The 13,876-nt window shown below is 35.6% G+C and carries 13 protein-coding genes; 12 read left to right on the top strand and 1 reads right to left on the bottom strand.

Annotation, left to right across the window (positions count from 1 at the left end; genetic code table 11):
* Window positions 1-24: 24 nt before the first annotated feature.
* From COU51_03905 to COU51_03880, 6 genes are read left to right on the top strand one after another with little or no spacing between them, the layout of a single operon-like run.
* Window positions 25-1,017 carry an NAD-dependent dehydratase gene (locus tag COU51_03905; protein ID PIR66397.1) on the top strand — a complete coding sequence of 331 codons (993 nt, stop codon included), beginning with the start codon at window positions 25-27 and terminating at the stop codon, window positions 1,015-1,017.
* A gap of 7 nt (window positions 1,018-1,024) precedes the next feature.
* Complete coding sequence (locus COU51_03900) at window positions 1,025-1,681, top strand: glycosyltransferase family 2 protein (protein PIR66396.1); 657 nt, start codon at window positions 1,025-1,027, stop codon at window positions 1,679-1,681.
* Window positions 1,682-1,683: 2 nt separating this feature from the next.
* The gene (locus COU51_03895; GenBank protein ID PIR66395.1) at window positions 1,684-2,001 is read left to right on the top strand and encodes a hypothetical protein; all 318 of its coding nucleotides are present in this window, start codon (window positions 1,684-1,686) and stop codon (window positions 1,999-2,001) included.
* Window positions 2,002-2,040: 39 nt separating this feature from the next.
* Window positions 2,041-3,135 (top strand): hypothetical protein, encoded by a 1,095-nt coding sequence (locus COU51_03890; GenBank protein PIR66394.1) that lies wholly within the window; start codon window positions 2,041-2,043, stop codon window positions 3,133-3,135.
* Window positions 3,136-3,143: 8 nt separating this feature from the next.
* Complete coding sequence (locus COU51_03885) at window positions 3,144-4,292, top strand: hypothetical protein (GenBank protein PIR66393.1); 1,149 nt, start codon at window positions 3,144-3,146, stop codon at window positions 4,290-4,292.
* Between the two features lie 11 nt (window positions 4,293-4,303).
* Entirely contained in the window at window positions 4,304-5,215 is a 912-nt protein-coding gene (locus tag COU51_03880) for a hypothetical protein (protein ID PIR66392.1), read from the top strand.
* Window positions 5,216-5,224: 9 nt separating this feature from the next.
* On the opposite strand, the gene COU51_03875 is transcribed toward COU51_03880, so the two are convergent.
* The gene (locus COU51_03875) at window positions 5,225-5,674 is read right to left on the bottom strand and encodes a hypothetical protein (GenBank protein ID PIR66391.1); all 450 of its coding nucleotides are present in this window, start codon (window positions 5,672-5,674) and stop codon (window positions 5,225-5,227) included.
* Window positions 5,675-5,820: 146 nt separating this feature from the next.
* Here COU51_03875 and lon point away from each other — a divergent pair, with 146 nt between their 5' ends.
* From lon to COU51_03845, 6 genes are all read left to right on the top strand, one after another.
* On the top strand, window positions 5,821-8,226 hold the full coding sequence (gene lon / locus COU51_03870) for an endopeptidase La (GenBank protein ID PIR66390.1): 2,406 nt from the start codon (window positions 5,821-5,823) through the stop codon (window positions 8,224-8,226).
* A gap of 112 nt (window positions 8,227-8,338) precedes the next feature.
* Window positions 8,339-9,493, top strand: coding sequence for an RIP metalloprotease RseP (gene rseP / locus COU51_03865; GenBank protein ID PIR66389.1), 1,155 nt, complete (start codon window positions 8,339-8,341; stop codon window positions 9,491-9,493).
* A 45-nt stretch (window positions 9,494-9,538) separates the two neighbouring features.
* Entirely contained in the window at window positions 9,539-9,991 is a 453-nt protein-coding gene (locus COU51_03860) for a hypothetical protein (protein ID PIR66388.1), read from the top strand.
* Between the two features lie 79 nt (window positions 9,992-10,070).
* Window positions 10,071-11,129 carry a phenylalanine--tRNA ligase subunit alpha gene (locus COU51_03855; GenBank protein PIR66387.1) on the top strand — a complete coding sequence of 353 codons (1,059 nt, stop codon included), beginning with the start codon at window positions 10,071-10,073 and terminating at the stop codon, window positions 11,127-11,129.
* A 36-nt stretch (window positions 11,130-11,165) separates the two neighbouring features.
* Complete coding sequence (locus COU51_03850; GenBank protein PIR66386.1) at window positions 11,166-11,501, top strand: hypothetical protein; 336 nt, start codon at window positions 11,166-11,168, stop codon at window positions 11,499-11,501.
* Window positions 11,498-13,876, top strand: a 2,379-nt coding sequence (locus COU51_03845) for a phenylalanine--tRNA ligase subunit beta (protein PIR66385.1), incomplete at its 3' end; no start/stop codon positions are given. The genes COU51_03850 and COU51_03845, both read left to right, overlap by 4 nt.

The raw sequence follows: 13,876 nt of genomic DNA, 5'->3' as shown, positions 1-13,876 counted from the left end.
TTTTTTAATAAAAAAATAATTTTTATGAAAAAAAATGTGCTTGTTGCCGGCGGAGCCGGATTTGTTGGTTCGCATTTATGTGAACGATTGCTAAAAAAATATAATGTTATCTGTTTGGATAATTTTTCTACCGGCAGTGAGAAAAATATAAATCATTTGGTTCAGAATTCTGATTTTGAGTTTATAAAACATGACATAAGCCAGGAATTTGATTTAGAAAAAATGACCGAACTCCAAAGGTTTCAGATTAATGTCAAGGGATTATACGCTATTTTAAATTTTGCCTGTCCGACATCGGCTAAAAATTTTGAAAAATATAAAATAAGTACACTCGATGCAAACGCTAAAGGAATGAAAAATATAATGGAGATGGTTTTGAAATATAAATCAAAATTTGTTCACGTTTCTTCATCGGTTGTTTATGGCGGAAGAGAAAAAAATGCAGGCAAAGTTTTGGAAGATGCCGAAGGCATAGTTGACCATCTTTCTCCTCGCGCTTGTTATGATGAAGGAAAGCGTTTTGCGGAAACAATTGTAGCAACATATCACCAGGTTTATAAAACCGATTATAAGATTGCTCGTCTTTTCCGTGTTTATGGTCCTCGCCAACGCCTTTTTGATGGAGAAATGATAATTGATTTTATTGTTTCTGCTACCCAGAATCAAAACTTAGAAATATATGGAAATGAAAAATTTAAGACCTCTATGGTTTATGTTGCCGATGTTGTTGATGCTTTGGAAAAATTAATAGATGCAAAAAGTAATATAGGCCCGGTAAATATTGGTTCTGATGTCGATATGAGCCTTGTAAGCGTCGCAGAAAAAATTATGAAGCTGACTGGTTCAAATTCTAAAATAGTTTATAAAAAAGAACTGCCATTTATAACCGAGCTTGCTTTGCCAGATATTAAAAAAGCAAAAGAAGAGCTAGGGTGGTTGCCGTTAGTACGCCTTGAAGATGGACTTAAGAAGACGGTTGATTACACATTGGCACATAAAGAACTTTTTGGAATTTAGAATATCTATGCAAACTTTTGTCATCATTCCGGCTTATAATGAAGCGTCTGTTATTGCAGATACGATTAGAGACGTGCAAAAGTTTTATAAAGATATAGTAGTCGTTGATGATGGTTCAAAAGACAAGACAAGCAAAATTGCAGAGATTGCGGGTGTAAAGGTTTTGCGTCATATTTTAAATAGAGGTCAGGGGGCAGCTCTGCGCACAGGAATAAATTATGCCCTAAAGCAGGGCGCAGATGTTGTCGTAACATACGACGCCGATGGTCAATTTGAAGCAGAAGAAATTTCAAGATTGTGCCACCCGGTAATTAACGGAAAATGTGACGTAGTTTTAGGTTCGAGATTTTTATCTGGGAATAGAATACCTCTTTTTAAAAAAATAATTCTTAAATCCGCAATTCTTTTTACTCGCGCTATCACCGGACTGAGATTAACGGATACACATAATGGTTTTCGTATAATGAACCGCAAAGCAGCGGAACAAATTAAAATCCGTCAGGATAGGATGGCTCATGCGTCAGAGATTGTTCATGAAATTGCTCGATTAAAATTGAGCTATAAAGAGCTTCCTATTACCGTGAAATATACGATTTATTCAAAACGCAAAGGTCAGCGTCTTTCTGGCGCTTTCCATATCTTATTTGATTTAATTTTTAAATAATTATGCTGATTCAGTACGTTATATTAATAATTATTGTACTTATAGTTTTGCAGACGGCTCGAAAGTATAAAGAACGAAAAATAAGTCTGCGTGAGTTTTTATTTTGGATTATTTTTTGGTTGGTGGTTGGCGCAGTCGTTCTTCTTCCGCAAATTACAAGTCTTCTGGCGGAAAAATTGGGTATTGGGAGAGGGGCGGATCTTGTGGTCTATAGTTCGCTTATTTTTGTTTTTTATATGATATTCAGGTTATTCGTGAGGCAGGAAAAGATTGAAAGGGACATTTCTAAAATAATAGAAAATCTTGCAAAAAAAGAGTAGCGCTTTTAATAAAATAAGCATAGCAAACGAAAGTTTATTATGAATCCAAAGATAGGTATAATTATTGTTTCCTATAATAGTCGCCCATATCTTGACGACTTGTTTTTTTCTTTATCGCGAGTTAAATATCCTAATTTTTTGATTCTATTTATTGATAATGCCTCAACAGATGGGAGCGCGAATTATGTAAAAGAAAAGTTTGGAAAACAATTTTCTAATTTGACTATTTTACGATCTTATAAAAATCTTGGTTTTGCCGAAGGGAATAATGTTGGATTTAAATATTTGGAAGAAAGAGGGTTTGACTATGCATATCTTTTAAATCAGGATACTGCTGTAAATTTTGATTTTTTGGAAAATGCGCTTAAAAAAATGGATGAAAAAATAGGTTCAGTTCAATCGTTGATTTATTTATATCCAAAAGATGCCACAGGACTTCCTGTACCCAATGTTATGAATACAATGGGAAATGCGATACACTATCTTGGTTTTGGATATTGTTATGGCTATGGATGGAGCAAAGAAAAAGCGGACAAATATTTATTAGATTGGTACGCGCGCGAGGAAGAATTAAATATTGCTTATGCAAGTGGAGCGGGAACACTTTTTAATATGAAAGCGCTGAAAAAAGTTGGGTATTTTGATGAAGAGTTTTTTATGTATCACGAAGATACTGATTTGGGCTGGCGCTTAAGCTTGGCAGGATATAAAAATATTTTGGCGCCCGAATCAACTATTTATCATAAATATGAGTTTTCAAAATCAATAAAAAAGTATTATTTTATGGAGAGGAACCGTTATCTAACGGTTTTGAAAAATTATAACGCTTGGACATTGATTCTAATTTTTCCGGCGTTTATTGTTATGGAGGTAGGATTATTTTTCTTTTCATTATTTTCCGGTTTTTGGCGGGAGAAACTTCGTGTTTATGAATATTTTTTGTATCCAAATAATTGGAGAAAAATTTGCGCCAAAAGAAGGCAAACACAAAAATTACGGAAAACAACAGACAAAGAAATTGCCCAATACTTTGTCGGAAAAATTTTATTTCAGGATGTGGATAATTGGATTTTAAATAAAATCGCTAATCCGATATTTGCTCTATATTGGAGAATGGTTCGAAGAATATTATAATAAAAAATATGAAAATTGCTCAAATCGTTTGCACATTTCCGCCGTATAGAGGAGGCATAGGGAACTCTGTTTATGGTTTTTCACGTGAGCTGGCAAAGGGAGGTGCTCGCATAACTATTTTTACGCCCAATTACAGTAATATCAGTCCTGATTTTAATGAGGATTTTAAAGTAAAGAGGATAAATTCCGTCTTAAGCATTGGCAATGCCGCATTGATCCCGAAGATAATTTTTGAATTGAAAGATTTTGATATTATTCATCTCCATTTACCATTCTTAGGCGCGAGTTTTCCGGTTTGGTTTTATTCTATTTTTCATCCTAAGAAAAAATTGGTTTTGACTTATCATATGGACTTGGTGAGTAATGGATATAGAGGGGTTATTTTTCAGCTATATAAAAAATTTATTATCCCTTTACTCCTCAAGCGCGCGAATAAAATAATTGTTTCTTCGTTTGATTATGTAGAAAGTTCTGACATAAAAAAATATTTTCATAGTAAAAGAGAAAAATTTTTTGAATTGCCATTTGGAGTTGATACTCAAAAGTTTTTTCCAAAAGAAAAAAATGAAGATCTTTTGAAAAAATACTATATTGATAATAATGATAAAGTCATTCTTTTTGTCGGAGGTCTGGATAAACCACACAACTTTAAGGGTCTTGCGATTTTATTAAAATCAATAAAAGAAATTAATAACGAAAATATAAGATTAATTATAGTTGGTGAAGGAGATCTCAAGCAGGATTATCAAAATATGGCAGAGGGCTTGGGTATTGCGCAAAAAGTTATTTTTACTGGCGGAGTTGTAGATGCAGAGCTTCCGGATTATTATCGCTTAGCCGACGTTTTTGTTCTGCCGTCAATAGATAGGGCAGAGGCTTTTGGCATTGTTCTTTTGGAAGCAGGAGCTTCTGGAATCTCACTTATCGCATCAAACCTTTCTGGAGTAAGAACCATTATAAATGATGGAGAAAATGGATTTTTGGCAGAGCCTGGGGATGCAAAAGATTTGGCAGAAAAAATTCGTAAAATTATTTTTGATGAAAATTTAAGAAAAAGAATGGGAGGAAAAGCTCGTCAATTTGCAGAAGAAAAATATAATTGGAAAAAAATAGTGGAAAAACTGATTGAGGAGTATAAAACTATTATTTATGATTAATTAGCATAGCTATGTTTCGATTATTAATCGCAGCCTTAATTATAACAGTTGCTTCGGTAACATATTATGGCGGAAAGACAATTGCAAGTAATGCTGGCATAACGCCGGACAGTCCATTATATTTTTTTGATACTTTAGTTGAAAAAATAGATATTTGGGGAACTAAGGAAAAAAGTGAAAAAGTAGAAAAATTGACAAAGTTGATTGGAGAGAAAATAAGCGAAGCCGGAACTTTGCTTGAAAAAGGAGATATGGCTTTAGTGGAAAAGGCTTTAAAGGCCGGGGATGACTATTCTTATGATGCGATGAATTTTATAAATAGTCTAAAAAGCGAGGGCGGGGACACAGCAAAGTTGACTGAGGATTTGGGTGATGCAATTTTAAAAAAGCAAGAGATTTTGGCAGATACATATGCAAATGCTCCAAAGGCGGTTCAGTCTATTATTGAAAGCAAATTAGAAGAAAGTAAGGATGAAGTAAGAAAAATAATAGAAAATTTGGATGATGAAGCAAATGAAAAATTAACTTTAAAAATAGAACAAACTGCAATCTTGGTTGATGATAAAATTGAAGAAGCAAAAGAAAATTCGGAAAAAAAGGAGCTTGAAAGCCTTACGGCAGAAGAGAAAAAATATAATATTTGGATTGAGCATTTTTATAGCCAGACTGAAAATGGTGAGACTAGTATTTTAGCGCATATTAGTCGTCGTGATCCGCAATGCAGTGAGTTTCAGGGTGTGTTAAAGATTTTTATAAATAATACTTTTTATAGAAGTTTTAAAGTGACTGCAAGGGGTTATGACGATATTCGTCGGAGTTTTGATAAGTTTTATTTAGAAAAAGGAGAATATATAATCAGAGGACTATTAGAGGATATGAATGAGAATAAGATTTCAACCCAGCAGTTTAAGATAATAATATAAATCTAATTATTATATCCCTAGCATTTCTTTGAGATGACCGAGGCGCTTATAAAATCCCGAGCTGTGGATTGAGTTTAATCCCAATTTTTTGAAATCATAATGATGTAGCCATTCATGGAGAAGGGTATCTAAAAATGTTTTTGGCGCCAAGTTTTTTCCTTGTACGGCCGTGCGGTTATATATAAATATATAATTAGCATTTGGTTTGTAGTATCCATATTGTTTGGATACTATTTTATTTTGGTAACGTTTGTGGTATTGCTTGGTGTTAGAAATTTTTAGCTCTACAATATCAATTTTTGCCAAATCGGACAACTCATCTAAAAGCGCTTCGCCAAATCTTTGCCGATCAAATTCATTTGAGCTCTCTAAAAGAGCATTCACGAAAAGCCTGGCATTTTTTGAAATATTCAGGTCTATTTTTAGTATGTGATTGCTTTTTAAGTAATTACGATCCATAGGGCTAAAAACGCTTATTTTTAGAGTATTTGTCCGCCATTTCGTTTATTTCTATTATATCATAGAAACTATCTTGCATATTTAGCTAAAATATGTTTATATATAAGTAGGAACGCCCCGCTCTTTGAAAATGGAAGAGGTGAAAAATGACGAAGCAAAAGTCTGTTTTCCCTGCTGTTTTTATTAATGCCAATTTTATTCCTGTGGATCAATTGCAAAGAGCAATATTTTTTGAAACCAATGTGAATATTGCGACTTTTAAGGCAGTATTAAAAAGTGGCTTAGACTTGGGAAATAACAATGTATTAAGCGATTTTCATACAAGGTTTGTCTTAATTCCGACTTATGATGAAAAAGATCCTACTAAAAATTTGGAAACCTTTGATGGATTGGGCGTAAAAGTCAAGCTTATGTCGTGTAAAAAAGAAGGGTCAAAATATCAGTGCGCTTTTATTACAGAAAGAAAGGTACATATTAAAAGCTTCACCAGTTCAGTCGCGCCTTTTTTTGTAAACGTAGAGTATTACAATTTGTATGGTGTTGATTCGCTTTTGGTGGGACGGCTACTTCGTGACTGTAAGGAAATCTTGGAAAAGCTTGTAAGATTAGGAAAAATAGAAAATCAAATTATCAAAGAAGTCAGCCAAGCGAGTAACGTCCATACTATGGTAGACATTATGATTTATGAGCTTGTGAAGTCAAATATTTTGAGTTCAAAAGAACAGCGAGAACTATTCAATGAATTTAGTGCGCTCAAGCTTCTTGAAAAGATATACGAGTGTTTTTCTAATACTCTCGTTGAATTAGAAGTAGATGAAAAAATTGACGGCAAAGTTAAAGACAGTATTATTGAAAGCCAACGACAGTATCATTTAATGCAGAAAAAAAGGCAGGTTTTGGATGAATTGAGGAAAACGACCGGTGCAGATGAAGAGGATGATACGGAAGAACTTGCCCGGCGCATTGAACTGGCTGATATGCCTATTGGGGTAGAGAAAGTTGCCCAGCGCGAACTTGAACGTTATAGTCAAATGCCGAAGGGTATGATGGAGGCTAACGTTTCGCGTGATTATATCATTATGCTTTGTGATTATCCTTGGAATAAAAAGACAGAAGATATTATTGATCTAAAATTGGCAAAGGAAATTTTAGATAGAGATCATTATGGTTTGGAAAAGCTCAAGCGGCGAGTTATCGAATTTTTGGCAATTTTTAAGCTTAATCCTAAAAAGCGTGGAATGATTCTCTGTTTTGACGGACCTCCGGGAACAGGCAAGACATCAATTGCCAAGGGCATTGCTGAAGCGATTGGCAGAAAGTTTGTCAGAATTAGTTTGGGTGGAATTCGTGATGAAGCGGCAATCCGTGGGCATCGTCGAACTTATGTTGGCACAATGGCCGGACGGATTGTAAAGGCAATGATTGAGGCTGGCGTTAATAATCCAGTTTTTGACTTAGATGAGATTGATAAGCTGACGCAAGATAATAACAAGGGCGATCCGGCTTCTGCGCTTTTGGAAGTTTTGGATCCGGAACAAAATTATGCTTTTTTTGACAATTATTTTGGACCAGAGATCCCTATTGACTTGTCTAATGTAATTTTCATTTGCACATCAAATTATAGGGATAGAATTCCTGCTACTTTGCGCGATAGACTTGAATTTTTGAATTTTGACGGTTATATCGGCAGTGAGAAGTTTCATATTGCAGAGCGCCACCTTATTCCAAAGCAAATAAAAGAGCATGGACTTGAAGATTATGGAGTTGAATTTTCTGAAGCGGCAGTCAAGAAGATTATTAGGCAATATATCCGTGAAGCAGGTGTTCGCGAGCTAGAAAGAACGCTTGCCGATGTTTTGCGAAATCGAGCTGTTCTTATTGCTCAAGGCAAATCGTTTGAAAAAGTCATTCAGGCGGAAGAACTGTCAATTATTCTTGGTCCAGAAATATTTGAGGTTACAGACAGAATTCATGTTGATGGTCCCGGGGTTGTGACCGGTCTTGCCTGGACACCTTATGGTGGGACAACTTTGACAATAGAGGCACTGAGACTACCGATTTTGCACAAAGGTGCGGGCAGTAGACTTATGATTACAGGGAAGCTCGGAAAAGTAATGACCGAGTCGGTCCGAGTTGCTGCTACGACAGCTTTTAAGTGTGCTACAACTGCATATCTGGAGTCTCAAGGAATGGATCCAGAATACCTTGATAAGTATGATTTTCATGTCAGCTGTGATGAATATGGTATTGGCAAAGAAGGGCCTTCTGCCGGAACAGCAATCACTCTTTGTTTATTGTCCATTATTCTTGATAAGAAGGTACGTGACGATTTGGCACTTACCGGCGAAATCAATTTACGTGGACAGCTTCTGCCTGTTGGCGGAATCAAGCAAAAGGTTCTGGCGGCTTATCGCTCCGGATATACTCAAGTTATTATTCCCAAGTGGAATGAAAAAGATTTGGTTGATATTCCAGAAAGAGTCCGCCAAAATCTCAATATCAAAACTTTAAGCAGAATTGAGGAAGTTGCAGAGTTCGCTTTTAGCGAATAATTATAGTTTATGAGGCCTACAATAAAGGTCTCTTTTTAATTGGCAATGTTGAACGGATGGAATAAAGCTCTATATTTGAAAGCATAATATATTTATGATAATATAGATTTATATGTTAATAACACTTTTGATATTTTTAATTGTTTTAGGATTAATTGTCTTTGTCCATGAATTTGGGCATTTTATTTGTGCTAAGAAATTAGGGGCAAAAGCGGAAGAATTTGGTTTTGGTTTTCCGCCGAGAATGATAGGTATTTATAAAAAAAATAAAAATTGGAAAATTTGTTTTAGAAAAACACCAAAAGCCGACAACACTATTTATTCTTTAAATTGGATACCGCTCGGCGGATTCGTAAAAATAAAAGGAGAAGATGGGAGCGATAAAAATGATTCTGATAGTTTTGCCGGATTAAAAATTTGGAAAAAAGCGGTAATATTGGTAGCAGGTGTAGTAATGAATATTATTTTAGCAATGTTTTTGTTGGGAGCGGGTTATATGATTGGTCTTCCGCAAGCGCTAGACAGCACTATCTCTAAGTCAGCAATTATAAGTGAAAAAAATGTTCAGATTGTAAGCGTTTCGTCCGGTTCGGAGGCAGAGCACGCCGGGCTGAAAACAGGCGATGAGATTTTGTTGATTGATGGAAAAGAAATTGTATTTAGCAGTATACAAGATTATTTAACACAAAATGTGGGAGAAGGTGTTGTTTATACAATAAAAAGAGGCGACCAACAATTTGAAAAAACTATTATTCCACAAATTTTGCAAGAAACAGGCAGGGGTGGAGTTGGCGTTGGGCTTGTTGAAACCGCTATTGTTTCTTATCCGTGGCATATAGCAATATGGAAAGGTATAGTTGAGGCTCTTTATTATTTTAAGGAAATTGCGATTGCATTTATCATTCTTCTTAAAAATTTAATTATTGGCCGAGGCGGAGCAGAAGAAATATCAGGGCCTGTCGGCATTGCCGTTATTACGGCGCGTGTTGCTAAGCTCGGATTTATCTATATTTTGCAATTTACGGCTTTATTATCAATTAACTTGGCAATTTTGAATATTTTTCCTTTTCCTGCGCTTGATGGCGGTCGGCTTCTATTCTTAGCCGTAGAAAAATTGCGAGGCAAACCAGTCAGTCAAAAAATAGAAAATATTATTCATAATTCCGGTTTTGCATTACTGATGATATTATTGATAGTCATAACATATAGAGATTTTGTTAAATTTGGTTCGAAGTTTGTGGATTTATGGCAGAGTATAATTCATTAGCATATAGCGACAATTAGTATTTAGTTAAAATTAAATAAAAACCATATGGAAAAAAAATTAATGCCAGAGGAGGTAATAGAATTAACAGGAGAGGATATTGAAGAGATGACTGACGAAGAGCATCCAAAGGGGAGTTTGGATGATGATATGCAAGGGACGGGGGTTGACGAACCGGATTTGGATAGCGCGCGTTTTGACACAGAAATAGAAGATCAGGATAAAGATGATACGCATTTGAAGAATTTGGATTTTGATAAACTTACGCCAGAAGATAGAGATTTTTATTTAGAAATGGTTGGTTTGCGTAGAGAGTATGAAGAAAAGGGAGAATCAAAAGGATTGATGGCAAAAATAGATCGTTTAGCGAATGAAATACGCATATCTTCGCGAGAATTAATTAGCGACGAAGGCACAAGGAAAAAATTTTTGGCAATGATAAATAATAAGCTAACAGTTGTCAGCATGCAGATGCAAATGGACTCAAGAAAAAAGAAATAAAATATAAGTTGTAAAAATTACAGCAATCAATCGCCCGCTACTATCATAAGCGAGCGGAGCAAGTCGAGGAATACTATTTATGAAAGACAAGCTTCAACAATTAAAAAAATCCGCTATGGCGGATTTGGAAAAAGCAAAAAATGCAGAAGCTTTGCAGGATTTTGAAGTTAATTATTTTGGAAGAAAAGGAAAATATACTTTTTTAGTTAAGGAATTGCCAAAGCTTTCTACAGAAAATAAAAAAAATATAGGACGTTTGGCGAATGAGATAAAAACAGAAATACAAGAAGCTATAAAAACAAGACAAGTAGAACTGCAATCAGAACGGCTTGGAAATTTTGCTAAAGAAGAATGGATTGATAGAACGTTGCCAGGTGAAAAGCCAAGAGTTGGGCATTTGCATATAACAAGCCAGGCAATAGAAGAAATCGTTTCTATTTTTACACGTCTTGGATTTGTAAGGCGTAAATATCCGGAGATAGAATGGGATTGGTATGCATTTGAAGCTCTAAATATGCCGGCATCGCATCCGGCGCGAGATGAATGGGAAACATTTTTTATTGATTTACCTGTTGGAAAAAAAGGAAAGATTGTCTTGACGCCACACACATCAAGCGGACAGGTTCGCGAAATGGAAAGTGGAAAATTGCCAATTAGAATGATGAATATTTCAAAGACATATCGCAGGCAGTCCGATGTATCACATACGCCCGTTTTTCATCAGTTTGAAGGGCTTTTTATTGATAAGGATGTAAGTATCGCCAACTTAAAAGGCGTGCTCGATTATTTTGCCAAAAGTTTTTTTGGGGAGGGTAGGCGTACACGTCTTCGCCCGTTTCATTTTCGTTTTACCGAACCGTCGTTTGAGATTGATGTGAGTTGTGATGTTTGTGGAGGAATAGGAAAATTGGAAGACGGCTTAAAATGCCGACTTTGCAAAGAAGGCTGGCTTGAACTTGGTGGTGCGGGAATGATTCATCCCAATGTATTGAAAGCTGGCGGAATTGATCCAAAAATATATAATGGGTTTGCATTTGGTTGGGGTGTTGAGCGGACATTTATGATGAAAGAGGGGATGAAAATAGACGACATCCGTTTGCTTTATAAAAATGATTTAAGATTTTTAAAACAATTTTAATTTTTAAAATTTATATAACTAATTAGGAGAAAAAATATGAAAGAGAAACCAATAATATACTCAGGACAAACGTCCGAAGTATCAGGAGAAATAAAGACAACAAATAAAAAATTACTGGAACGGAAAGAAGAAGACACTGTAATCATAGAAAAAGACAAAATTGCAGAAAAGGGTCGTCCGACTGAAGATGAAATACAAGAAAAAGTAGGATTGATGCGCACGAAAAAAGAAGTAGATCCAAAATATTTTGAAAGTACGGAAGATGATTTGGAAAGTCTTTCGCAAGGACGTGATTCATCCGGAATAGGAAAAGAATTTTATCCGGGTTGGAAACCGGAAGATTTCAAAAAATTATTAGAATTAATAAAATGAACATTTTAGTTTCTTATAATTGGCTAAAAGAGTATTTAAAAACCGGATTAAAGCCGGAAGAGTTTGCGTCCTGCGTTTCTTTGTGCGGAGTGGGAGTTGAACGCATTTATCCACAAGGAGAGACTTGGGATAAAATTGTATTAGGAAAAATTTTGGAAATAAAAAAACATCCTAATGCCGATAAATTAAAATTAGTTTTAACTGATATTGGAAAAAAAGTAGAGATTGTTTGTGGCGGGTCAAACTTAGAAGTGGGAATGAAGGTTGCTGTAGCATTGGAAGGCGCAAAAGTCCGTTGGCATGGCGAGGGAGAACTTGTAGAACTAAAGACGACAGAAATTCGCGGAGTAAAAAGCGGAGGAATGATTTGCGCTGCGTCGGAAATTGGCCTTGATTGGCAGTTTGAACAAAAAGACAGCCATGAAATTTTGGACTTGTCAGCTATTTCTGCAAAATCAGGGACATTGTTGGCAAAAGCTCTTAATTTGCAAGATACTATTTTTGATATTGAGGTAACAACTAACCGGCCTGATGAGCTTTGTATTTTGGGAGTAGCTCGTGAAGCAGGAACAATATTGAAAGCACCGTTTGAATTCCCAAAAATAACTTCAATAAACGGGAAGAAGGGTAACATATTGAAAGTGGAGAATAAAGAGCCAGAGCTTTGCTATCGTTATCAAGCAGTTGTTATTGAGGGCGTAGAGGTGAAAGAATCGCCCTGGTGGTTAAAACAGAAGTTAATGACCGTAGGCTCGCGGTCCATTAATAATATAGTAGATATTACAAATCTGATTTTATGGGAAATGGGTCAACCTTTACATGCTTTTGATTATGATAAACTTTTGGATAAAAAAATAATAATTCGTTGCGCTAAAAAAGGCGAAAAAATAAAAGCATTGGACGGAGAAGAGTATAAGTTAGGAGAAGATAATCTTGTGATAGCTGATGGTAAAAATCCTTCAGCAGTTGCCGGTGTTATGGGTGGAGAATCTTCTGGTGTGAGCGAAGAAACCAAAACTATTGTTTTAGAAGCTGCAACGTTTAATCCTGTAACAGTGCGAAAAACTTCGCGCGGACTTGGACTTCGGAGCGAATCGTCAAATCTTTTCGAAAAAGGACTTTCTACCGAAGCGACGACAAATGCTCTATACCGCGCAGCAGAATTGATAAAAGAAATAGCCGGTGGAAAAATTGTAAGCGAAGTATTTGATTTGCGCAGTAAAAAATTTTCTCCAAAAGAAATAACTTTGGATACGGAACGAGCCAAAAAAATTATTGGCGCAGATATAAAAATTGCAGAAATGGCTGATATTTTATCTCGATTGGGATTTTTCGTTAAAACAGATGGTAAAAGGATAAAAGCCAAAGCTCCGTATTGGCGCGAATGTGATATAGAAATAGAAGAAGATTTGATAGAAGAAATTGCTCGCATATTTGGTTATCATAATTTGCCGAACACTCTTCCAAAAGGAGAGTTGCCGGACGAGGTATTGGATAAGAGTTTTGTTTGGGAGAAAAAAATAAAACAATTTGCAGTGTCAGCCGGATTTTTTGAAGTAATGCCATATACCATGGTAAGTAAGAAGGCGCTAGATACTTTCAATCTAAAGGATGCGGTGAAAATTGCTAATCCGCTTTCCGAAGATTTGGCATATATGAGACCTTCGATTTTACCATCTCTTGTGGGTATCTCGCGTGAAAATGAAAACAGGTCTAGCGAAGGAGAAATATTTGAGTTGGGCAGGGTTTATAAAAAATCAGGCAAAGGCGAACTGCCAAAAGAAGAGATACGTTTCGCCGGAGCGGTCTGGGGAAATTCTCCAGAAGGGCAATTATTTTATAAAATAAAAGGATTTTTGTCGGCATTATTAAAAAAATACGGAGTTAGTTATACTTTTGGAGATTGTGAAAATAAAAATTATCATCCTACAAGAAGTTTTGTTGTTTTGGTAGGAAAAGAAAATCTGGGATGTTTTGGCGAACTCCATCCGGCAGTTCTTTTAAAAGTCGGAGTAGAGACAAGGGTTGCTGTCTTTGATTTGGATTTCGGAAGACTTTTAGAACATCTAAAATCTCATAAACCATATGAGTCATTACCTGAGTTTCCGGGTATTTTGCGTGATGTTGCTTTTATTGTGGATAAAAAACAGGAATATGAAGAAATAAAACAAGCGATTTATTCGCAAGATGCGCTTATACGAGATGTGGATTTTTTTGACGCTTATGAAGGTAAAGGTGTGCCAACAGGAAAAAAATCTTTAGCGCTTCATATATTTTTTTGTTCTTCGCACAAAACATTAGAAGCAAAAGAAGCAGAAAATGTTATGGGCAAAATTGTAAATATGCTGAAGAATAAGTTTAAGGCTGAAATTAGG

The organism is Parcubacteria group bacterium CG10_big_fil_rev_8_21_14_0_10_36_14, assembly GCA_002772895.1.
Classification (GTDB): Bacteria; Patescibacteriota; Patescibacteriia.
The sequence above is the reverse complement of the archived record's forward strand: the minus strand, read 5'-3'. Positions and strand labels throughout refer to the sequence as shown.